Origin of the sequence: Natrinema sp. H-ect1 (assembly GCF_041821105.1) — an archaeon.
Lineage (GTDB): Archaea > Halobacteriota > Halobacteria > Halobacteriales > Natrialbaceae > Natrinema > Natrinema thermotolerans.
Map to the genome: position 1 here is coordinate 563572 of NZ_JBGUBA010000002.1, position 19715 is coordinate 583286.

Below are 19715 nucleotides of genomic sequence, written 5' to 3' on the forward strand. Positions count from 1 at the left end.
CCCGTTTTTACTCGAGACACCGCTATCGGGGCCCGTGCGCGAGTTCTCCGAATCCTACCTCAGCCGGACCCGCGAGGGGATGTGGGCCGACTCTCGCGAGGCCCTCGAGCCGCTGGCCCTCGACACCCGCGACCGGATCCTCGACGTGGGCTGTGGGACCGGCGAACTGAGCCGGGTCCTCGCGGCGGAGTCGTCGGGCGAGGTGATCGGCTGCGACGCCGACCCGGACCTGCTTTCGGCGGCCGACGCTCACATCCCGGTCGTCGCCGGCGACGCCTTCCAGCTGCCGTTTCCGGACGACACGTTCGACCTCGTTGTCTGTCAGGCGCTGCTGATCAACCTGCCCGATCCCGCGGCCGCAATCGCCGAGTTCGCTCGCGTCTCGACGGACCTCGTCGCGGCCGTCGAACCCGACAACGCCGCGGTCGAGATCGACTCGAGCGTCGACGCCGAAGGTGACCTCGAGCGGCGGGCACGCGGGGCCTACATCGATGGCGTGCCGACGGACGTCGCGCTCGGGGCTGACGCCCGCGAGGCGTTCGACGATGCAGGGCTCGCGGTCCTCGAGACGCGCCGGTACGATCACGTCCGGACGGTCGAACCACCGTACAGCGAAGGCGCGCTGCGGGACGCTCGCCGGAAAGCGACCGGTGCGGGGCTGGCAGACGATCGGGAGACGATGCTCTCGGGCCCGTTGACCGAGGCGGAGTACGACGACCTCCGCGGCTCGTGGCGGGAGATGGGACGGACCGTCATCGAGCAGATGGAAGCGGAGGAGTATCGCCGGATGGAAGCGGTCCCATTTTTCGTTACCGTGGGCAGAGTCCCCCGTTCGTAGCCACTGCCGGTCACGACGGACTGTTTCGCGCAAGGCGTTGCGAGTCCGAGTGAACCGTTTCGGTGGCGAGGATTGTCACCCGCGACGGCTGTGGCTGCGTTTGCGAGTCCGGATGTCCCGAGTGCCGTTTCTCACCACGGAGAGAGCGCCCGCAGTCCGCTGCCGACCAGTCCGCCGACGAGGCCGTCGATGGCAGTCAGCAGCGAGAAGGCGACGGCGAGTAGGACGACGCTCGGAAGCCCGAGCCCGGAGAGCCCCGGACTGACCGGCCCGACCGAGGAGAGGACGAACAGCGGCGGTTCGGTGTACAGCCCGGAGAGCGCGCCGAGAAACGCCATGAAGAAGCCCGCGAGGCCACCGACGAGCGCGCTCGCGACAACCGCGTACGCGAGGCCGGTCACGACCCGCCCGGCGGCGTACGCGGCGATAAATCCCGCGACGATACCGCCCCCGACCCGCGTTAAGACCGGTACCAGAAGCGAGGTAAAGGAAACGAACACCCCGACGGCGGCGGCTCCGAGGACGATCCGCGAGTCGATCGCTGCCAAGGACGGCGCGTACTCCTCGACGTCGTTCGTCTCGTGATCGCTCATGGTTCGCTTTCCCGCTCGTCACTGACTCCGTCGTCCGTCGATCGATTTCCAGTCTGCGCTGGCGTCTCCGTGTCGTTCTCGTCAGCCTCAGGGGAGGTCGGGGTTGCCGTCTGTTCATCGCCGTTCGGACGCTCGCTACCGGACTCGTTCGACGGCAAGTCGCCAGCCGAATCGCTCGTGGTCCCGTCGCTTTCGTTGGTCAGGCCGTCACTTTCGTTGTCCAGCCCATCGGTCTCGTTCCCTCGAGTTTCGGTTTCGTTGTCTCGGATATCACCGCCGTCGTGGCCGTCGTTTTCATTGTCTCTGCTATCGCTTTCATTTCCTCCAGCGTTCTCGGTTCCTTCTCCAACGCTTTCATTTCCTCCAACGCTCTCGTTTCCTCCTCCAACGCTTTCATTCCCTCCAACGCTCTCGTTGGCCGAACGGTCGGTCTCGTTGCTTCGGCTCTCGGTTTCGTCCTCTCGATCACCACCGTCGTTCTGCCCACCGATGTCGTGCGGTGGGTCGAACGGGACGGGTGCGGGGACGTCGCGTTCCGGGCCGACCTCGACGGTGTACCCGGTAACGGAGAGGTTTCGCAACTCGACCGAGTGGGCGTCGACGACGACGTCGGTCTGTTGTGCCGTGAAACACTCATCGGCCGCCGCGAGATCGTTGAGTGCCTCGTTTTGTCGGTCCGTTCGTAACACGATCTCTCCCTCGGCAGATCGCGTCTCCTCGAGTTCGACGCGTCTGGTTTCGTCGAAGTGAATCGTGACGTTTCCGTCGTCGCCTCGAACGACAATCCGGTTGGTGTCCGACGAAAGTTGCTGGACGCAGACGGTCGCGCCCTCGACCGTACCGAGGTCGACGGTGATGGCTTGCTCGTCGGCCTGCCCGGCCACGTGGGACGGGCCGACCATGACACCACCGAGGGCGACCGCGACTACGACGACGAACGCACCGGCCCGGGTCATACGTCGTGGCGGTCCCTCGGTCGGGTTCGTCTCGTCGTCACTCGTCGGTACCCCACCGTTTGATTCGGTCGATGCCCGCACGGCAACTCAGGAGTAGCCGTCCGACGAGACGACCGAACCCCGCGTCGATCCGGGCCGCCGCCTTGTCGACGACGCTCGGCTCCGAGACGGCGTCGTCGACGACTTCGTCGCGTGGCTTCCAGGCGAGACAGAGGTTCCCGCCTAGAATCCCAAGCAGCATGCCAACCAGCAACCCGCCGAGGGATCCGAACAGCGAGAAGATCGACAGGACGGTCCCGACGACGCCGGCGACGTCGGCGTGTGCCGGCTTGACCAGCACGTAGATCCCCGTCAGAAAGACGAACACGCCGAAGAGGGCACCGATCGCGAGAAAGCCCGCCATCTGCCCGCCGATAAAGGCGAGATCCGGCAGGATCTGCATCGGTACCCAGGTGATCAGGACCCCGGCCAGACACAGCAAGAGCCCACCGAGGAACGGCCGTCCGGCCCGCCAGGTGTTGAACCGGCCCCATCTGGTCCCGCTCCACTGGCTGACCCTGCTCCACCGGCTCCTGGCCCGTGCGGGAAGCGTATCGGTCTCGTCCTGCTCGTTTTCGGGCGACATGGGTGATCACCCGTCGGGGTGGTACTCCACGTCGACGTCGAGACCGGGGAGTGAGATCTCGTTCGAGGCGAGATACACCGCTTCCATCTCGACGTTTTCCTGCACCATTCCGGGCTGTTCCCCGGAGATGTTCGTGAGGTAGCCGTCCTCGGGATCGGCGTTGCCACCGGCCGTCTGCTGGAACTGCTGTTCCGGGTTGTCGGTCGCCTGTGCGTTGACGACCTGTCCGTTGAATTTCGCCTCTTCTGCCTTCAGGTCGGTGAGCTTGATGTACTGCTCGTCCGCTTTGACCGTCCCGTCGGCGGCGAAGGAAATCTCCATCGAGCCGTCGATCATGGGTATCGACTTCTCGCCGCTCAGTACCATGCCGTCGATCTCGACGCCGCGTTGTTCGACGACGGCGACCGGCGTCGTCCCCTCGGTGTCCTCCCCGATGCTGGGATAGAGGAGGAAGTCGTCCGATCTGATCTCGTCGGCCGTGACCGTAAAGCCGCTGCCACTGGCGGTAGCCATCGCCGTCGCGTAGGCCGTCCCCGACGAGAGGACGACGAGACCGACCAGGGCGACGACCAAGAACGACGCGACGGTCCCGGTCGCGAGTCGCTTTCGGCGGTACATACTACACCCACCTCCGAACGATCGGTTCGGCGGCTTTCGTTCTATTCGCTGCTCCCACACCGTTTCCGCTCCGATATCGCGGCCTCATTTCGAACGTCACAAGTCCACACCCAACACGATGTCCAATCATTTTTCCTCCTTGGATGCGGGGGCATTTATAACCAATTCGGAGAAAATATTATAGCAACGATGGATGTCTGCCGGCCGGGACGTATCGAACCATCGTCGTCCCGAACCGGCATAAAAGACCGTGGAAACGCGGGAAAACGTCTACTCGAGCGTACCGCTCGTATCGGAGCATGCGACCGAAACGGACTGGAATCGACGAACGCAACGACACCTGCTCCGAGTTCAACCCCGGCTCTCGTAACCCCCGAATCGGTGTCGGTCGTCGCGAAGCCGTTGTCAGTGGTCATACCGCCGGCGCGGTGGCTGTGACGGTCACGTCGGGGCTCGGCTCGAGACCGTCCCACCGAACTTCTATACTAACAATCGATACTGAAAAATACCTGTACGATGTCGTGACTGTCGAACGATGAGATACGCGAAATGTGTTATCATTCCCGATGAGGAGGGATTGCATCCGCTCGATCGACGGATCGCCGAACACCCGGACGTGACGCGTGAACTACTCCACAACGTCAACCTCCTCGTCGACGAGACGATCGTCGCGCTCTATCAGTTCTCGGGCGACAGAAACGCTCTCGAGTCGATTCTGTCGGCGTCGTCGATGGCTAATCAGCACCAGCTCTCGAGCGCCGACGGCGAACACCACGCCTACATCCACCTCGAGGCCGACGACCGGCTCGTCGGGCTGTTGAGCATGCTCAGGGAGTTCGAGTTCATCTACGATACCCCCCTCGAGTTCACGCGCCGTGGCGGCCTCCGGGTCACGATGATCGGTGACGTACAGAGCTTCCAGAAGGCCGTTCCGGACGTTCCCGACGGGATCAGGCTCAAACTCCTCAAGACCGGCCGGTACGAACCGAACACGGACCGGCTGTTCTCCCAGTTGACCGCTCGCCAACAGGAAATTCTGCGGACCGCCGTCGAGATGGGATACTACGACGTTCCACGGGCGGTGACACACGAGGACATCGGCGAGGCGCTTGGCTGTACCGGGGGGACGGTCGGCGGCCACCTGCGACGAATCGAGGCGACGCTGCTTACCCAGATCGTCCCCTGATGCGGTCGCGGGCGGTGTAAACGGTGAAACGTCCATCGTGACAGTCCGGCTCGAGTGGCGACTAGACTGACCGTCATATTACATAGGGATGGCTGCCGAGGATGCCGGTATGGCAGCAATCGAACTCGAGGGGCTCACGAAAGATTACGGCGAGGTACTCGCCAACGACGACGTGACGTTTTCGGTCGAGGAAGGGGAGATTTTCGGGTATCTCGGACCCAACGGCGCGGGGAAAACGACGACGATCCGGACGCTGCTCGGGTTCCTCTCGCCGACCGCGGGGACGGCTCGGTTGCTCGGCAACGACGTGACCGACGAGGCGCAACTGCTCGCGGCCAAACGCCGGCTCGGCTACCTCCCCGACGATCCGGGGTTCGACGAGACGGCGACCGGCCGGGCGGTCCTCGACCTCCACGCATCGCTCAAGGGCGACGAGCGAAGCGCGGAGTTGCTCGAGCTGTTCGATCCGCCGCTCGATCGCGAAATCAGGGAGTACTCGCGCGGCAACGTCCAGAAACTGGGGCTGGTAACGACGTTCATGCACGATCCCGACCTGGTGATTCTAGACGAGCCGACCAGCGGGCTCGATCCCCTCCTCCAACAGCGGTTCAACGAGTTCGTCCGGGCCGAACGGGAGCGCGGACTGACGGTGTTTTTCTCCTCGCACATCCTGAGCGAGGTGCGGAAGCTGTGCGACCGCGTCGGCATCATCCGTGACGGCCGGCTCGTCACGGTCGAGCCGGTGGAATCGCTGCTGGACAGGAGCGGCAAGTTCGTCCGGTTGCACGCCGCGGAGTCGATCCCGGTCGACGCCCTCGAGATCAACGGGGTCCACGGCATCGAGTCCGAGACGGAGCCAAGCGACGGGACCGACTACGCGTTCACGTTCACCGGCGATGTCAACGACCTGCTCGCGGCCCTCCGGGAGTACCGGTTGCACGATCTGTCGATCGAGGAAGCGCCACTCGAGGAGGTTTTCATGCGGTTCTACGACGATACCGACGGGAGCGAACGGAACGGGGCGGATCTGACCGTCGGGCCCGGTGCGGCGAGTGGGGGTGAAGACGATGTTTGAACTGACTGCCTACGACGGCCGCCGGCGGGTCCGGGGCAGCGTGTATCTCTCGATCGGGCTCTCCTTGCTCGCCGCGATGGTCATCTGGGTCTACCCCTCCTTCGAGGCCGAAATCGACCTCGAGGGGCTGCTGGCGGCCTATCCCGAGCCGATCCTGCAGGTGATGGGGGTCCAGACGATGACGAGCCTGGCGGGCTTTCTCTCGTTCGAACTCTACACCTTCGGCTGGATCATCATGCTGGGGCTGTATCTGGCCTACAGCACTGCGGGGACGATCGCCGACGACGTCGACCGCGGGCGGATGGACGTGTTATTGTCGATGCCGATCTCCCGACGGCGACTGGTCGCCGAGCGGTTCGGGGCGATGGCCGTCCCGATCGTCGGTGCTAACCTCCTCCCGCCGCTTGTCGTCTACGTCGGTGCCGAACTGATCGATTATCCGATCGCCGCCGCCGACGTCCTCGCGGTCCACCTGCTCTCGATCCCGTATCTGTTCGCCTGCGCCGGGATCGGCCTGTTCGCGTCCGTGATCGTCGACCGGGCGGCGATCGCCCAGCGGGTCGCGCTGGGCGTGACCTTCGCGCTCTTTCTCTCCGAATCGTTGCTGTCGGGGACCGACGCCGAGGCCGTCGGCGCGATCGCACCGATGCGGTACTACGATCCCAACGCCGTCCTGCTCGAGGGGAGCTACGACCTCATCGGCGCGGGGATCTTGGTGGCGATGACCGTCACGTTGCTGGTCGCGAGCCAGGCCTGGTTCCGCCGGCGCGACGTCTGAGGCGCGGTCATCGCTCTGGGTTCGAGTCGGGCCTCGAGCGCGACGCGCGGCTCCGCGCGCCCACAACGCCTTCGCTGCCCTATTCCGTGCCGGGGCCCAAGACCACACGATGTCACAGGAGTGGCTGCAGCGCCACCAGATCGCCGTCTACGCGGTCGCGGTGGCGGCTGCCGTCGGGATCGGGCTGGGCCAGCCGGCGTCGGCGTCGGTCTTCCAGCGACTCATCACGCCAGTGCTGGCGGTGTTGCTCTACGCGACCTTCCTCGAGATCCCCTTCGTCCGGTTTCGCGCGGCGATCACCAACGGCCGGTTCATGGCCGGGGCGCTCGTGTTGAACTTCCTCGTCGTCCCGATCGTCGTCTACGGACTCACCCGGTTCCTCCCGAACGAGCCCGTCGTTCTGGTCGGCGCGTTCATGGTGTTGTTGACGCCGTGTATCGACTACGTGATCGCGTTCACCGACCTCGCCGAGGGTGACGCCGAGCAACTCACTGCCGCGACGCCGGCCCTGATGCTCCTGCAACTGCTGTTTCTGCCCGCGTACCTCTGGCTGTTCATGGGCGAGCGGATCGCGGCCGTCGTCGAGCCCGGCCCCTTCCTCGAGGCGTTTCTCCTGTTGATCATGCTGCCGCTGGCGCTGGCGTGGGTCACCGAGATCGGGGCGACCCGCTCGCCGACCGCCCGCCGCTGGCAGTCGGCGATGGGGTGGCTGCCGGTCCCGATGATGGGCGCGACCCTGTTGGTCGTGATCGCCTCGCAGCTCCCGCGGGTACGGGACTCGATCGAGGGGATCGCGGCCGTCGTACCCGTTTACGTCGCCTTTCTGGTCGTCATGCCGCTTCTCGGCCGGCTCGCGGCCGGGCTGCTCCGGCTGGACACCGGCGCGAGCCGTGCGCTCGTCTTCACCGCCGTTACCCGGAACTCGCTGGTCGTTCTGCCGCTGGCGCTTGCCCTTCCGGCGAGGTACGAACTGGCACCGGCGGTCGTCGTCACCCAGACGCTCGTCGAACTGGCCGGGATGGTCGTCCTCACCCGCGTCGTGCCCGCGTGGCTCGTGCCCGACACCCCGGATCCGATCCCCGTCCCCGGCGTCACGCCCGAGGAGTGAGGTGGGCAAGACGGTCTCCGTCCCGGATCTCGCCCGCCTGACCCCGACTACGGCGACCGGTCGTCGTACACCGTGTTCTCGACGAGCGTCTCGACGCCGCGACGGAACCGCTCCGACGCCGCGTTCTGTGAGATGCCGAGTCGCTCGCCGAGTTCTGCCAGCGTACAGGACCGCGGAATATCCAGATAGCCCGCCTCGACGGCGGCGACGAGTGCCTCGCGCTGCCGGCTCGTCAGGCCGAACTGGGACCCGGCGTCCCCACCGCCGGCGGATTCGCGGGTGTCGCGGAGTTTCCGGACGTCGACCTCAAAACCGCGCTCGAGGAAGAACCCGTGGAACCGCTCGAGCGCCTCGTCACTGGGGAAGGCGACGCGAAAGAACCAGCCCTCGTGGGTCACGGACGCCTCCTGTAAGACGCCGCCCTCCTCGATCACGGTCGGATAGACGCTCGCCTCCGTTCCTTCGGGCGTCAACTCGAGTTGGTAGAGCCACCGGTCGTCGAACGCGGCCGTCTGCAGGGACGCTGTGACGGTCGGGTCCGCCTCGAGACCCGCCTCGAAGGCCGCCCGTTCGTCGTCGTCGCCGTCGATCCAGACGAGCATTCGGTGGTCGCCGTCCGCGGTGAGATCCGACTGCTCCCACGTGGCGGTCACACCGGGAGCGTGCGATAACGCGTTGCGAAGAATGGGGTAGTCGATCAGCAGCGTCGCGAGTAGCATCCGAGATACCGACGTAAGACACCGTGCCGTTTCTCGGTTTCGGCCGAACGCACGCCAGGGACTGATAAATAGCGTGAATACTGCCGCGCCGCAACTATCCGACGGGCTGTCCCAGTGACGGACGATGACTCACCGGGACGGGGCGAGTAGCGAAGCACAGCCGTTGATCGATCGGTCGCTCGCCGCGTTAAGCGATCCGTACCGCCGATCCGTCTGCCGGTACGCCATGCGAACGCAGACGACGCATCTCGACCACGCGGAGATCGCCGACTACATCGTCGACCGGGCATCGGCGGCGGACGACCTCGATCGGCGGACCGTCGCGACGGAACTGCGCCACCTCCACCTGCCGAAACTCGAAGACGCCGGGCTGCTCGAGTACGAGCGGGACAGCGGCGTCGTCCACGCCGACCGCGAGCGGATCGCCGACCGACTCGAGTTGCTCCGCGAGACGGTCGCTGAGATACAGGGCGCTTCGATCGATCGCTAACGGTCGTCAGACCACGTCGCCACGAACCGTCACGCCGTCCTGTTGCTCTCGCCACGCGTGGAGTTCCCGCGCCGCGGTCTCGGCCTCGGCGTCGTCCAGTCCGAGCATCTCGAGGGCCGCCGATAGCGTCGGCAGGGCCAGTTCGCCCTCCCGGAGCTTCCGGAACGCCTCGTCGCTTCGCGTGCCCTCGGCCCAGAGACAGACGCCGCGGGGGTCGAGCAACTGCGTGTAGTCTTCCCGCAGGCGCGCGCCGCGCAGCCGCTGGGTGACGTTGTCCTCGAAGGCGGCGTTACAGACCTCGAGATGGACCGGTTCGTCCTCCTTGAGGAGGTGGGCGGCGAGACACTGCTCGGGCGCGGCGTGGCCGTTCGCGTTGGCTCGCAGATACTCGGGGTGGTCGGCGGCCCAGTCGGCCCGGACCGACTTGCCGATCCCCTCGACGCCGTATTCGGCGGCGATCGCGTCGGCGTCTACCGCCCCGTTGTCGCTGTCGTCGCGCATGAGGACGTCCTTGGTCACGTAGACGTCCAGCCGCTCGACGGGATCGAGACCCAACGCGACGTCGCCGAACGTCCACACCTCCCGGACCGGGACCGGCATTCGCTCGTTCGCGACGGTCTCCACGAGGTCCTCGAGACGGTCGACCGCTCTCGCCCGATCGAATCCACTCATCGGTCGCCGTTGGGACCGGACGCGCAAAGTCGTTTCTCAGTCGCGACCGCATCGTTGTCCGGACCCGCGACCGACCTGCGGTCAGCGGCCACGACCGTCACGAGCGGTGGCCCGAGAGATCAGGTTTTTTACCGGTTCGCGGCGAACGCAAACCCATGCGACACCGGATCTTCAACGAGGACGGCGACGCGGAACTCGTCTTCGTCATGGGCTGGGGCAACCGCTGGACCCACGAGAACGTCAGCTGGCTCATCGGACAGCTGACCGCGGCCGACTATCGGGTCCACGCGTTCGAACTCCCGACGAACATCGACGATTTCAAAGCCGACTGGCTCGAGCCCGTCGCCGAGTACGTCCGCGACCTCGAGGGCTATCAGTTGCTTGGCCACAGCGCCGGCTCGCTGGTGGCACAGGCCCTAGACGGCGCGGACAACCACGTCTACCTGAGTCCGTGGTGGGGGTACGGCGAGGGCTTCCCGGAACCGGTGTTAGAGGCAGTCTCGAAGCTCCCGACGGCGTTCCCCTGTCTTCCGACCGGCGGCTTCGACCGCGAGGACCTGGGTCAGGAGGCGACCGATCACCAACTCGAGACGACCCCGTCGTGGGTGTCGCCGGCTTTCATTCGGGAGACCCGCCGCGCACAACGGGAGCTGCTGACGATCGATCACGACGCCGTCGTCTTCTGCTCGCTGCGCGATCCCGTCATCGACCTGCGACCGATCGGCGAGCGGGTGCCCGCCGACCACGTCGTCCTCTACGACGGCGGCCACGAACTGTTCTCCTCGCCGGGCCGCGACCGGTACGTCGACCCCCTGCTGGCCGCACTCGAGGACGGGGCCGATGCCGTCGAGGACCGGGAACGAGTTCCCGTCTGATCCGGTCGACGGAACGATCCGGATAGGTCGCGACGTGTGTCGACCGAGACGGCTGCCAGAAGCGGCGGTGGGACGGACGCCCGCTCACCGCCCGAGACGGCCGCCGCGCTCCGGCAGACGAAACCGTGATTGGCGGCGACCGACAACGGGCCGCTAATGGACTGTACCCGATGCGACGAGGACGCGGTCATGCACGCCGCCTACTCCGGCTCCCATCTCTGTGCGGATCACTTCCGCGAGTCGGTCGAAAAGCGGGTTCGGCGGCGCGTCCGACGGGACGATCTCGTCTCACACGACGCGACGCCCGAGGACCCCGAGACCTGGGTGATCGGCCTCTCCGGCGGGAAAGACAGCGTCGTCCTCACGCAGATCCTCCACGAAACGTTCGCCGAGGACCCCCGCATCGAACTCGTCGGGCTGACCATCCACGAGGGCATCGAGGGCTACCGGGACGAGTCCGTCGACGCCTGCGTCGAACTCAGCGAGGAGTTGGGCATCCGCCACGAACTCGTCAGCTACGCCGAGGAGTTCGGCGTCCGCATGGACGAGGTCGTCGAGGACGACCCCGAAAACATGGCCGCCTGTGCCTACTGTGGCGTCTTCCGGCGAGATCTCCTCGAGAAGTACGCCGAGGAACTCGGGGCCGATCTCCTCTTGACGGGCCACAATCTCGACGACGAGGCCCAGACCGCGCTGATGAACTTCCTCGAGGGCGACGTCGAACAGATCGCGAAACACTTCGACGCCAGCCTCGGCCCCCTCTCGGAACGGGGCGACCAGGAGGAGTTCGTCCCGCGCGCGAAACCGCTGCGTGACGTTCCCGAGAAGGAGGTCGCCCTCTATGCCCACATCAACGACCTGCCGGCCCACATCACCGAGTGTCCCCACGCCAGCGAGGCCTATCGCGGCGAGATCCAGCAACTGCTGTACGATCTCGAGGAGAACCACCCCGGTACCCGTCACTCGATCCTGGCTGGCTACGAGGATCTCGCGTCGATCGCCGCCGACGAGTACAGCGGCGACGACGGTGCCGACCTACAGGAGTGCGTCGAGTGTGGCTCGACGACGACGCGCGAGGTCTGTCGGAAGTGTTCGCTGCTCGAGTCGCTGGCCTGACTCGAGTCCGCCGATCCGTTCGTCGCGTTCGCTCCGTATACGGCCGTAAACAGCGGTTGTGGACGACGAAAGCCGATACGTTGTGCTGAGACTGCGATATCCGTCGCCACTCCCCGTGAGAATCGGACGCGAAGCCGGTCAAAAACGGAACCGATCGGCGGTGGTGTGTCGGTCGTGGTCCCGTCGCGATTACCGGATGACGTCGACGCCGTTCTGGCGGTCGACTTTCTCGCGGCCGCCGTCGCTTTGGGCACCGAAGCCGGAGCCGCCGGCTTCGACGTTGTTGCTCGCGTCGAAGTCAGCCTCGTTGATGCCCTCGATGCTCGCGCGGGACTTGTCGGCCTGCTTCTGGGTGGTGGGACCGAGTACCTGCGCGCTCTGGACGCCGGTCATGATCGCCATGACCCGGACCTTGCCCTTGTAGGACTCCTGGATGCGCGCGCCCCAGATCACGTTCGCCGAGGCCTCGAGGCGCTCGGTGATGTTGTCGGCGATTCCCTCGGCCTCTTTGAGCGTGAGGTCGGGGCCGCCGGTGATGTGGACGAGCCCGCCGCTCGCGCCGCGGTAGTCGACGTCAAGCAGTGGATGGTTCATCGCGTCCTTGACGACCTCGTCGGTCTTGTTCTTGTCCTGGGTCTCGCCGACCAGCATGACTGCGACCCCGCCCTGGTTCATGATCGTGGACATGTCGGCGTAGTCCAGATTGATCAGGGACGGTTGGGTGATCGTCTCCGAGATCCCCTTGACGGTCTCGGCGATGATCTGATCCATCACCGAGAACGCCTTCCCGATCGGCAGATTCGGGACGTAATCGAGCAGCCGGTTGTTGTCCAGCACGATGATCGAGTCGGCCTGCTCGCGCAACTTCTCGAGGCCTTCCTCGGCTTTGACCGTGCGGGCACGTTCGACGTTGAACGGCGTCGAGACCATGCCGACGACGATCGCACCCTGCTCTTTGGCGATCTCCGAGACGACGGGGGCGGCACCCGTGCCGGTGCCACCGCCCATCCCGGCGGTCACGAACACGAGGTCCGCGTCGCCGAGGACGTCCTTGATCGTCCCCTGGGCCATCTCGGTGGCGCGTTCACCCATCGAGGGGTCGCCACCGGCACCGAGCCCGTTGGTGAGGGATTTGCCGACGAGGATCTTCGTGTCGGCCTCGATCATCTTGAGGTGCTGTTTGTCCGTGTTGATCGCGATCGTGTCGGCACCGTCGACGCCGATGTTGTACAGGCGGTTGATGGTGTTGTTGCCGGCACCGCCACAGCCGACGATGACGATCCGTGGATCGCCGAACTCGTCGTCGTCCATCGAGACGTCCATCTCTCGGGCCTCTTCCTCCGCGTTCTCTAAGGCGTCCTGAACGATATCCTGCATCGTTACACCTTGGCCCAGTTGCGTTTGCCGGACTGCTCGTTGGGAGCCTCCCGCTGTTCGTTGATCATCTCGCGGACGGCCGACCGGATCGCCTCGCTCCGGTTCGGGAACTCGCCCGCGTCGACCAGTTGCTCTACTTCCTCGATCTGCTGTTTCGGGATTCGCAGTGTCACACGCTCCATGGTTGTATTCCCCGTTGGGGGTAAGACGGTGGCGCGCCCCTGTCAGACGCGGCGTGTCTTACGTCGAAACCACCCGAAGTCGGGCGATTTCCCGTCTTGTCGACGGGTGTAAGACAATCCGTCTTACGCGACTAAGTCGATGTTTGGCACAGATAATAAAACTTTCCCCGAGACTGACGTTCAGTGTCTTACACCGGTCAGCGCTGGCGAGTGTCCGCCTCGAGAACGTCCGCTGCCGGCGTCCGACGACCACAACCCGGACAGAACGACCAGTCCGAGCGGACCTCGTCGCCGCAGTCACAGAACAGCCGTCGGGCGGCCTTCTCGCCGCAGTTCGGACAGTAGACGTGATCGCCCTCGAGCGTCTCCCCACACTGGGTACAGGCAGCGTCCGTCTCCTCGCGTGGCTCCAACTGTCTGTGTTCGGCGTCGTCCGACGCCGGGTCGCGCGATCGGTCGGCCTCGAGTCGGACGTCGTCGACCGACTCGCCGTGAGCGCCCGTCAGCGAGACCGAGACGGTCACGTCCCGGTGGCCGTCGGACACGCGCGAGCCCGCGGCCTCGAGCCCCAACTCCCGCAGTCGGGCGTCGAGCCGTTCATCCACGCGTGCGCGAACCAGGTCGTCGATCGCCGTCTCCCCGTCACGTTCCGACGCCGACTCGCTCCCAGCTCCCTCGAGGTACTCCCGGAGCGCCTCCCGCATCGCCTCGCTCTTGGAGATCTCGAGGGCCTCGAGTCGATCGACGAGGTCGTCGTCGGCGCGGAACGTGATCTTGCTCATGCTCGAACTACCTCCCTGTTGTCACGCATCCCATATCAATCATGCTGCCGTTCACGCTCGTGACACGCCACAGCCGGTGCGAATAATAACCCTTATGTGTACGAGGGCGGCTACGTTGGAGTGCCCGCCCTTAGCTCAGACTGGTAGAGCAGTCGACTGTAGATCGACTTGCCCCCCGTTCAAATCGGGGAGGGCGGACTCGGATTCTCGCCGAAGCACAGTCGAACCGGATACTGACGTTTTCGTCACTCATAGCGACCTTACTGCTGATTTCGCGTTTCCAATATCGGAGGCCAAATTCGGAGTGGAACTTGGTTCCGGTGCCGGGTAGACGCCTGCGGGCGAATTTTGGAGTCGTCGGGGTGGTCAGCGTGACGATCATGCCAGGGCACTCGATAGCAGCGTCATCGACGCCCGTACAGAGCGTCGCATTTCGGTGGCGCCCCTTCCACTCGAGTTCAACGCGGCGGTCGCGTTCGGGGGAGTCCGACTGTCTGACGACCGCTTTCGGAGACGGATACCGGGGCTGCCCGTCGCGAAACGTGAGACGGGTTAGCGTCGTCTCCGCAGGAGGACTGCACCGATAACGGTGCCGAGACCGAGTCCGGCGAGAGCGATACTTCCGGAACCGAACCCGGCTTCGTCGGGCTGCTCGTCGTTGGGTTGGGAGTCAGTACTGTTGCCGGCGGCTTCCGATTCGCTGGCCGGGTATTCCAACTCGGCACGATCGGTGACCGTCTTTTCGAAGTGAGTGTGGACGTCGACTCCGTCGAGATGTCCCTCGAGGTGGACGACGTAGTCGCCCGGTTCCGCGAAGACGACCGGTGCTTCGTACACGCCGGGCTCCCCGTGTTTTTCGCTGAGGTCGAGCGGGGTTTTCTCGGCCTCGGACGTCTGGACGGAGACGGTTAGGTTCTCGGCGTGGCCCGCCGCTGGCGCGCCGGTCTCGGTGTCGACGATCTCGAACTCGAGCCACATCCGTTCGTCGGTGATGAGGGGTTCGTCCGCCCCACCGAAGGTGACGTCGTACCCGTCGACGGCCTGTGTTTCGTGTGCCAGTACCGGTGTGGCAATACCGGTGAGTAACACACTGAGTGCTACGAGCGCGAACAGCGGCTTTTTGATCGACATTCATGAATCGATTCGCCGAGTAGAGGTATGTACTATCTGGCCCATACGTCGAAAATATGGTTTAGTACTCGAAAGGAGGTGTGAATACCCGAACACGACTCGCGTATTTTGCAGATGTGGTCAGTTCTGTTACGGACGCAGTCGGTGTCGCTCCTACGGACCCGAGGAGCGGACGGGTGGTACGAGACGGAATCAGTGTCCTGATAATCCGGGGTGAGGGGACGGGTTCCACCGAAACGCGATCGACGTGGATCGAACACACCGCCATCCATGGGACGATATCGAGGTCCCGTGAGCGCGACGATTGAATCGCGGCCGCAAACGTCAATCGTCACTGATCTGTACGGCACCCTTTCGCGGGGTCCCGCCCACACAATCCCTGCCTACGGGTCGGTATCGTCGGCCGATGCGGGTCGATCGCGGATCCGATTCCAACGGCCCGGACAGTTCCCGAGCCCGGACACTCGAGCGACCCCGAGGCCCGCTCGTGTCGGCGAAAATTCCTGTAACACGGGGCTGACTGGGGTAGACGGGTCGAAACAATGAGCCGGGACGGCGTCGCTGTCGGTGAGATCGCCGAGGATGTCAAACCAGTCAGTACGCGGTTCGCGATCGTCGGTGAGGGATCGGACGGACGACCGCGAATCGGCCAGCGCCGTTCGCCTCGCGGACGTCAGACACGAGTACGGCTCGACGGGGGGACGGTTCCGCTCGGGCGGGGACCGGACGGTGACCGCGCTCCGGGGGGTATCCATCGACGTGCCGCGGGGAGCGATCGTCGGCCTCGAGGGGCCGAGCGGAAGCGGGAAGTCGACGATCTTGCACGCCGTCGCGGGGCTGCTGGTCCCGACGGCGGGCCGGGTCGAGGTCGCGGGAACCGACCTGACGGCGCTGTCGGACGCGGAGCGGACCCGACTGCGACGGCGCCACATCGGGATCGTCTTCCAGCGATTCTATCTCCTGCCGTCGCTGTCGGCCCGCGCGAACGTGGCCCTGCCGCTCGTGCAGGCGGGGGTTCCCCGCGCCGATCGCCGGGATCGGGCGGAGTCGCTGCTCGAGGCGGTCGGGCTCGGCGATCGGGCCACGCATCTGCCGGGGGAACTCAGCGGCGGCGAACGCCAGCGCGTGGCGATCGCGCGGGCGCTGTCGACCGATCCCGACGTGATCGTGGCCGACGAGCCGACCGGCGAACTCGACACGGCGACCGGTCGGACCGTCCTCGAGCTGTTGACCGATGTCGGGCGCGATCGGGCGGTGATCGTCGCCTCCCACGACGAGGGGGCGCTGTCGGTCGCGGACCGGATCGTCTCGTTACGCGACGGACGGGTGGACGATGTCCGATGAGGGCGACGACGTGTCGCCGGACGGATCGCGGCGACGGACGCGCTGGCGGGGACTCGTCGGTCTGACGGCCACGCGGTGGTGGCAGCGGGCGACTCGAACGACGGGCGGTCGGATCGCGTCGACGATCGCGACCGTCGCGCTGACCGTCGCCTTCCTGCTCGTCGTGACCGGCGTCGCGCTGGCGCTGGCCGACGGCGGGACGGCGAGCGACGACGACGCGACCGTGCGGATAACCGCCGAGGACGGCAGTACGCTCTCCGCGGTCGACGGAGTCGAGGGGCTGCGGCTCGGGGTGAGCAACGATCGCGCCCGCGAGCTTCGATCGGCGCCGGGGGTCGATCACGCCTCGCCCGTGCTGGTCGAGACGGTCCGCCTCGAGTCCGACGAGGGCGAGCCCCGACCCGTCCGGGTGGTCGGCGTCGTCCCCGACGGGGAGTCCCGGACCGTCGCCGGGCTGCCGACGGCGGCCTTAGAAGCGGGCGATCCCCACTACGCCAACGGCTCCTACGACGGCCCGCGGGCGGGCGGGATCGTCCTCTCGCCGACCGCGGCCGAGCGCCTCGAGGCCGCGGAGGGCGACGAGGTGGCGGTATCGATGCCGGGGCAGGATCAAGCGAACACGACCGCGTCCGCCCCGACGGTGACCGTGGCGGCCGTCGCCAACGACGGTGCCGACGGCGACGCGCCGGTCGCGCTCGTCCACCTGAGCGAACTGCAGTCGTTGTCGGGTGCCGACGACGGCCAACTCGCCGATCGGGTCCTCGTCTGGGGCGAGCCCGCCGCGGCGGAGTCGGCCGCCAGCGACGCCTATCCCGACGCGTCGGTGACGGTGGCCGGACAGACGGATCCGGCCGCGCTGTTCGACGACGGGCTGGCGTTCGCGGCGAGCGCCGTCGCGTTGCTCGTCGGCCTGACGATCTGTGCATCCTTCGTCGCGACGACCGCGGGAATGGCCGTCGACGAGGATCGGCGGACGCTTGCCGTCCTCGAGTCGGTCGGGGTCCCCGTCGGCGGCCGGCTGGCCGTCGTCGCCGTCTCGACGGGGCTCACCACGCTCGTCGGGGCACTCGCGGGCGTCGCGCTCGGCGCGGCCGGAATCGCCGGCGTCAACGCCGTCGCCGGTGCGACCGTCGCGCCCGGCGCGGTTGCGCAGTTCCATCCGCTGTTCGTTCCCTACGGGATCGCCGTGGCCCTCCTGGCGGGGCTGGTCGCGGTGCCGTACCCGCTCGCGGTGGCCGCGCGGACCTCGGTCTTGGCGGAGGTGGGACGATGAGCGTTCGCGGGGCGATCGTCCGGCTTCGGGCTGTTACGGGACTGGCGCTTGCACAGCTCCGACGCGCGCCCGGCCGGACGACGCTGACCGTCCTCGCGGTCACGCTCGCGGTGCTGTCGGTGACGGTCCTGGCCAGCCTCGGCGTCGGCGTCGTCGACAAGGGAGAGCAGGGGCTTGACAACGCCGGACGGGACATCTGGATCTCGCGGGAACCGGTCGATCCGTCGGCCAGCGGGACGGCGAACCCGATCTCGGGGGCACACGCGAGGGCGGCCGAACTCTCCGCACGGGAGGACGTCGACGCCGCGTCGCCGATCGCGATGTACGACGTCTACGTTGGAACCGAGCCCTCGAACTTGCAGCGCCACCCCGCGGTCGGCGTCCAGGAGACCCACGACGGGTTCGACTTCGAGGCCGGCAACGGGTTCGAGGTCGACCCGGAAACTGCGGCGACGCCGCCGCCCGACGACCCCCAGCGCGAGGAAATCGTGATCGACCCGCGGGTCGCCGAGGACCTCGGCGTCTCGGTTGGCGACACGATCCACGTCGGCACCAGCCGGGAGACGGCGGCGAACCACGAGTTCACGGTGATCGGAATCTCCGGCTACTACTCGCAGTATCTGGGCTCGCCGGCCGTGACGGCCCCGCTGGGCGACCTCCAGGCTGTCGCCGGCACCGAGGGGACCGATCGGGCGACGTTCATCACCGCCGACGTGGCGGACGATGCCGACCGCGAGACCGTCGCCGCCGACCTCGATGCCGAGTACCCCGAGTACGACGTTCGGACCAGCGATAACCAGATCCAGTCCGTCCTCGAGGAGCGATCGATCGTCCTCGCCAGCGGGATCACGCTGGTCGGGCTGGCCGTCCTCGGCGGGGCGGTCCTGACGGCCAACCTGTTCGCGCTGGTCGCCCACCAGCAACGCGAGCAGCTCGCGGCGCTGCGGGCGATCGGGCTCTCCCGCGGGCTGCTCGCCGGGGTGATCGGCACGCAGGGGCTGTTGATCGGGCTGTTCGGCGGCCTCCTCGGACTGGCGGCGACGCCGCCGGCCGTGATCGGACTGAACCGGCTCTCCGCGTCAGTGCTGGGCTTCGAAGAACTGCTCCGGACGCCGCCCGCGGTCTACGCTGGTGGCCTCGCGCTCGCGCTGGCCGTCGGGACGGTCGTTGCGCTCGTTGCCGGCTGGCGGGCCGGCCGCTACGCCCGCATTGAACACCTCGAGGCCTGAGTGCCGGCTGGAGTCCGACAACCCTGCCGGCGTATCCACGCCGAAGCCACTTGGGGGCCGGAGCCGTACGGGTCGCGATGCGAGTACGCACACCCGATAGCGAGCGACAGCGGACGGCCGGCGCGGGACCGACGACCGCGTCACGCCTGCGGGGGCTCGCCCGCCATCTCTTGACCGCAATCGGCCTTCTCACGGTCACGTACGCCGTGTTGCGACTACTCGGGCCACGAGACGACGTCCCGATCCAGTCGGTCGACGAGGCGAAGGAGGAAATGGAGGAGGTACTCCCCGAGGGGGTCACGGACCGCGCCGCCGATGCCGTCCCCGACGACCCGTCGGTCGACACGATACGGAGCCGCCTGCAGGCCACCGATCGCGACATCACGCCGACGACGATCGACGGCCCTCGAAGCGAGGCCTCGGCGTTCGACCCCGGCGTCACCCCGTCCGAAGAGGAACAGGGAAATGACGACGTGACCGGGTTCGAGGGCGACAGCGAAACCGAATCCGGCGGCTCCGAGACGGACTCGAGCGGCGCCGCCATCGACGACGGCGAGGCAACGGCCGACTCCACCGACGGCGATCTCTCCGACGCGGGGATCGCCGAACGGATCGAGCCCGATGCTGGGGACGAACCCGCGGAACCCGGCGAGATGGCGGTCGACGAGGGGGTCGTAGAGAACCTCGCCGACGAGATCGACGCCGACGAACCCGAAGAGTGAGACGGCCCTCGAGGGGCCCTCGGAGT

22 protein-coding genes and 1 tRNA gene are annotated in these 19715 nt (G+C 66.6%); 13 read left to right on the plus strand and 10 right to left on the minus strand.

What is annotated here, in order from left to right; genetic code table 11:
- Nucleotides 1–34: 34 nt before the first annotated feature.
- Complete coding sequence (locus ACERIM_RS07055; protein WP_373631864.1) at nucleotides 35–838, plus strand: class I SAM-dependent methyltransferase; 804 nt, start codon at nucleotides 35–37, stop codon at nucleotides 836–838.
- A 131-nt stretch (nucleotides 839–969) separates the two neighbouring features.
- Here ACERIM_RS07055 and ACERIM_RS07060 read toward each other — a convergent pair whose 3' ends face one another.
- Genes ACERIM_RS07060 through ACERIM_RS07075 form a run of 4 tightly spaced genes read right to left on the minus strand, consistent with a single transcriptional unit; the run spans nucleotide 970 to nucleotide 3630 of the window.
- On the minus strand, nucleotides 970–1431 hold the full coding sequence (locus tag ACERIM_RS07060) for a hypothetical protein (protein ID WP_373631865.1): 462 nt from the start codon (nucleotides 1429–1431) through the stop codon (nucleotides 970–972).
- Nucleotides 1428–2387: a hypothetical protein gene (locus ACERIM_RS07065; protein WP_373631866.1), complete on the minus strand. Its 960-nt coding sequence runs from the start codon at nucleotides 2385–2387 to the stop codon at nucleotides 1428–1430. The genes ACERIM_RS07060 and ACERIM_RS07065 overlap by 4 nt, the downstream gene beginning before the upstream one ends.
- A 37-nt stretch (nucleotides 2388–2424) precedes the next feature.
- Nucleotides 2425–3012: a DUF6114 domain-containing protein gene (locus tag ACERIM_RS07070; RefSeq protein ID WP_373631867.1), complete on the minus strand. Its 588-nt coding sequence runs from the start codon at nucleotides 3010–3012 to the stop codon at nucleotides 2425–2427.
- A gap of 6 nt (nucleotides 3013–3018) precedes the next feature.
- On the minus strand, nucleotides 3019–3630 hold the full coding sequence (locus ACERIM_RS07075; RefSeq protein WP_373631868.1) for a DUF6230 family protein: 612 nt from the start codon (nucleotides 3628–3630) through the stop codon (nucleotides 3019–3021).
- A 535-nt stretch (nucleotides 3631–4165) separates the two neighbouring features.
- Between ACERIM_RS07075 and ACERIM_RS07080 the strand changes: the two genes are divergently transcribed.
- The 4 genes from ACERIM_RS07080 (at nucleotide 4166) to ACERIM_RS07095 (ending at nucleotide 7777) form a co-directional block, all read left to right on the plus strand.
- Nucleotides 4166–4816 (plus strand): helix-turn-helix domain-containing protein, encoded by a 651-nt coding sequence (locus ACERIM_RS07080; protein WP_373631869.1) that lies wholly within the window; start codon nucleotides 4166–4168, stop codon nucleotides 4814–4816.
- Nucleotides 4817–4925: 109 nt separating this feature from the next.
- A complete protein-coding gene (locus tag ACERIM_RS07085; protein ID WP_373631870.1) occupies nucleotides 4926–5891 on the plus strand; it encodes an ABC transporter ATP-binding protein in 966 nt (321 codons plus the stop codon).
- The gene (locus ACERIM_RS07090) at nucleotides 5884–6669 is read left to right on the plus strand and encodes an ABC transporter permease (RefSeq protein WP_373631871.1); all 786 of its coding nucleotides are present in this window, start codon (nucleotides 5884–5886) and stop codon (nucleotides 6667–6669) included. The genes ACERIM_RS07085 and ACERIM_RS07090 overlap by 8 nt, the downstream gene beginning before the upstream one ends.
- 109 nt (nucleotides 6670–6778) lie before the next feature.
- Nucleotides 6779–7777 (plus strand): arsenic resistance protein, encoded by a 999-nt coding sequence (locus ACERIM_RS07095; RefSeq protein ID WP_373631872.1) that lies wholly within the window; start codon nucleotides 6779–6781, stop codon nucleotides 7775–7777.
- A gap of 47 nt (nucleotides 7778–7824) precedes the next feature.
- Here the strand turns inward: ACERIM_RS07095 and ACERIM_RS07100 are convergent, their stop codons facing one another.
- Nucleotides 7825–8496 (minus strand): helix-turn-helix domain-containing protein, encoded by a 672-nt coding sequence (locus ACERIM_RS07100; protein WP_006650938.1) that lies wholly within the window; start codon nucleotides 8494–8496, stop codon nucleotides 7825–7827.
- A 124-nt stretch (nucleotides 8497–8620) separates the two neighbouring features.
- On the opposite strand from ACERIM_RS07100, the gene ACERIM_RS07105 reads away from it, so the two are divergent.
- Nucleotides 8621–8986, plus strand: coding sequence for a hypothetical protein (locus tag ACERIM_RS07105; protein ID WP_373631873.1), 366 nt, complete (start codon nucleotides 8621–8623; stop codon nucleotides 8984–8986).
- Between the two features lie 6 nt (nucleotides 8987–8992).
- On the opposite strand, the gene ACERIM_RS07110 is transcribed toward ACERIM_RS07105, so the two are convergent.
- The gene (locus ACERIM_RS07110) at nucleotides 8993–9658 is read right to left on the minus strand and encodes a hypothetical protein (RefSeq protein WP_373631874.1); all 666 of its coding nucleotides are present in this window, start codon (nucleotides 9656–9658) and stop codon (nucleotides 8993–8995) included.
- Between the two features lie 155 nt (nucleotides 9659–9813).
- On the opposite strand from ACERIM_RS07110, the gene ACERIM_RS07115 reads away from it, so the two are divergent.
- The gene (locus tag ACERIM_RS07115) at nucleotides 9814–10533 is read left to right on the plus strand and encodes an alpha/beta fold hydrolase (RefSeq protein WP_006650941.1); all 720 of its coding nucleotides are present in this window, start codon (nucleotides 9814–9816) and stop codon (nucleotides 10531–10533) included.
- 156 nt (nucleotides 10534–10689) lie between these two features.
- Nucleotides 10690–11649: a TIGR00269 family protein gene (locus tag ACERIM_RS07120; protein WP_373631875.1), complete on the plus strand. Its 960-nt coding sequence runs from the start codon at nucleotides 10690–10692 to the stop codon at nucleotides 11647–11649.
- Nucleotides 11650–11838: 189 nt separating this feature from the next.
- Here the strand turns inward: ACERIM_RS07120 and ftsZ are convergent, their stop codons facing one another.
- The 3 genes from ftsZ to ACERIM_RS07135 all read right to left on the minus strand — a co-directional run bounded on the left by ftsZ (nucleotide 11839) and on the right by ACERIM_RS07135 (nucleotide 13990).
- Nucleotides 11839–13026, minus strand: a complete 1188-nt coding sequence (ftsZ, locus tag ACERIM_RS07125; protein ID WP_006180080.1) for a cell division protein FtsZ — start codon at nucleotides 13024–13026, stop codon at nucleotides 11839–11841.
- Nucleotides 13027–13028: 2 nt separating this feature from the next.
- Nucleotides 13029–13208: a ribbon-helix-helix domain-containing protein gene (locus tag ACERIM_RS07130; RefSeq protein WP_006180079.1), complete on the minus strand. Its 180-nt coding sequence runs from the start codon at nucleotides 13206–13208 to the stop codon at nucleotides 13029–13031.
- A 197-nt stretch (nucleotides 13209–13405) separates the two neighbouring features.
- Complete coding sequence (locus ACERIM_RS07135) at nucleotides 13406–13990, minus strand: zinc ribbon domain-containing protein (protein WP_373631876.1); 585 nt, start codon at nucleotides 13988–13990, stop codon at nucleotides 13406–13408.
- A gap of 124 nt (nucleotides 13991–14114) precedes the next feature.
- On the opposite strand from ACERIM_RS07135, the gene ACERIM_RS07140 reads away from it, so the two are divergent.
- Nucleotides 14115–14188 (plus strand) — tRNA-Tyr (locus tag ACERIM_RS07140).
- 354 nt (nucleotides 14189–14542) lie between these two features.
- Here the strand turns inward: ACERIM_RS07140 and ACERIM_RS07145 are convergent.
- Nucleotides 14543–15121: a hypothetical protein gene (locus ACERIM_RS07145; protein ID WP_373631877.1), complete on the minus strand. Its 579-nt coding sequence runs from the start codon at nucleotides 15119–15121 to the stop codon at nucleotides 14543–14545.
- A 582-nt stretch (nucleotides 15122–15703) separates the two neighbouring features.
- Here ACERIM_RS07145 and ACERIM_RS07150 point away from each other — a divergent pair.
- From ACERIM_RS07150 to ACERIM_RS07165, 4 genes are all read left to right on the plus strand, one after another.
- Nucleotides 15704–16465, plus strand: coding sequence for an ABC transporter ATP-binding protein (locus ACERIM_RS07150; RefSeq protein ID WP_373631879.1), 762 nt, complete (start codon nucleotides 15704–15706; stop codon nucleotides 16463–16465).
- On the plus strand, nucleotides 16455–17738 hold the full coding sequence (locus tag ACERIM_RS07155) for an FtsX-like permease family protein (RefSeq protein WP_373631880.1): 1284 nt from the start codon (nucleotides 16455–16457) through the stop codon (nucleotides 17736–17738). Before ACERIM_RS07150 ends, ACERIM_RS07155 begins: the two co-directional genes overlap by 11 nt.
- The gene (locus tag ACERIM_RS07160; protein ID WP_373631881.1) at nucleotides 17735–18967 is read left to right on the plus strand and encodes an ABC transporter permease; all 1233 of its coding nucleotides are present in this window, start codon (nucleotides 17735–17737) and stop codon (nucleotides 18965–18967) included. Before ACERIM_RS07155 ends, ACERIM_RS07160 begins: the two co-directional genes overlap by 4 nt.
- 77 nt (nucleotides 18968–19044) lie before the next feature.
- A complete protein-coding gene (locus ACERIM_RS07165; protein ID WP_373631882.1) occupies nucleotides 19045–19689 on the plus strand; it encodes a hypothetical protein in 645 nt (214 codons plus the stop codon).
- Nucleotides 19690–19715 lie beyond the last annotated feature (26 nt).

Coding starts and splice junctions, on each gene's coding strand:
- ACERIM_RS07060 (WP_373631865.1), bottom strand. CDS start 1,431: ATGAGCGATCACGAGACGAACGACGTCGAGGAGTACGCGCCGTCCTTG.
- ACERIM_RS07065 (WP_373631866.1), bottom strand. CDS start 2,387: ATGACCCGGGCCGGTGCGTTCGTCGTCGTAGTCGCGGTCGCCCTCGGT.
- ACERIM_RS07070 (WP_373631867.1), bottom strand. CDS start 3,012: ATGTCGCCCGAAAACGAGCAGGACGAGACCGATACGCTTCCCGCACGG.
- ACERIM_RS07075 (WP_373631868.1), bottom strand. CDS start 3,630: ATGTACCGCCGAAAGCGACTCGCGACCGGGACCGTCGCGTCGTTCTTG.
- ACERIM_RS07080 (WP_373631869.1), top strand. CDS start 4,166: ATGAGATACGCGAAATGTGTTATCATTCCCGATGAGGAGGGATTGCAT.
- ACERIM_RS07085 (WP_373631870.1), top strand. CDS start 4,926: ATGGCAGCAATCGAACTCGAGGGGCTCACGAAAGATTACGGCGAGGTA.
- ACERIM_RS07090 (WP_373631871.1), top strand. CDS start 5,884: ATGTTTGAACTGACTGCCTACGACGGCCGCCGGCGGGTCCGGGGCAGC.
- ACERIM_RS07095 (WP_373631872.1), top strand. CDS start 6,779: ATGTCACAGGAGTGGCTGCAGCGCCACCAGATCGCCGTCTACGCGGTC.
- ACERIM_RS07100 (WP_006650938.1), bottom strand. CDS start 8,496: ATGCTACTCGCGACGCTGCTGATCGACTACCCCATTCTTCGCAACGCG.
- ACERIM_RS07105 (WP_373631873.1), top strand. CDS start 8,621: ATGACTCACCGGGACGGGGCGAGTAGCGAAGCACAGCCGTTGATCGAT.
- ACERIM_RS07110 (WP_373631874.1), bottom strand. CDS start 9,658: ATGAGTGGATTCGATCGGGCGAGAGCGGTCGACCGTCTCGAGGACCTC.
- ACERIM_RS07115 (WP_006650941.1), top strand. CDS start 9,814: ATGCGACACCGGATCTTCAACGAGGACGGCGACGCGGAACTCGTCTTC.
- ACERIM_RS07120 (WP_373631875.1), top strand. CDS start 10,690: ATGGACTGTACCCGATGCGACGAGGACGCGGTCATGCACGCCGCCTAC.
- ftsZ (WP_006180080.1), bottom strand. CDS start 13,026: ATGCAGGATATCGTTCAGGACGCCTTAGAGAACGCGGAGGAAGAGGCC.
- ACERIM_RS07130 (WP_006180079.1), bottom strand. CDS start 13,208: ATGGAGCGTGTGACACTGCGAATCCCGAAACAGCAGATCGAGGAAGTA.
- ACERIM_RS07135 (WP_373631876.1), bottom strand. CDS start 13,990: ATGAGCAAGATCACGTTCCGCGCCGACGACGACCTCGTCGATCGACTC.
- ACERIM_RS07145 (WP_373631877.1), bottom strand. CDS start 15,121: ATGTCGATCAAAAAGCCGCTGTTCGCGCTCGTAGCACTCAGTGTGTTA.
- ACERIM_RS07150 (WP_373631879.1), top strand. CDS start 15,704: ATGTCAAACCAGTCAGTACGCGGTTCGCGATCGTCGGTGAGGGATCGG.
- ACERIM_RS07155 (WP_373631880.1), top strand. CDS start 16,455: ATGTCCGATGAGGGCGACGACGTGTCGCCGGACGGATCGCGGCGACGG.
- ACERIM_RS07160 (WP_373631881.1), top strand. CDS start 17,735: ATGAGCGTTCGCGGGGCGATCGTCCGGCTTCGGGCTGTTACGGGACTG.
- ACERIM_RS07165 (WP_373631882.1), top strand. CDS start 19,045: ATGCGAGTACGCACACCCGATAGCGAGCGACAGCGGACGGCCGGCGCG.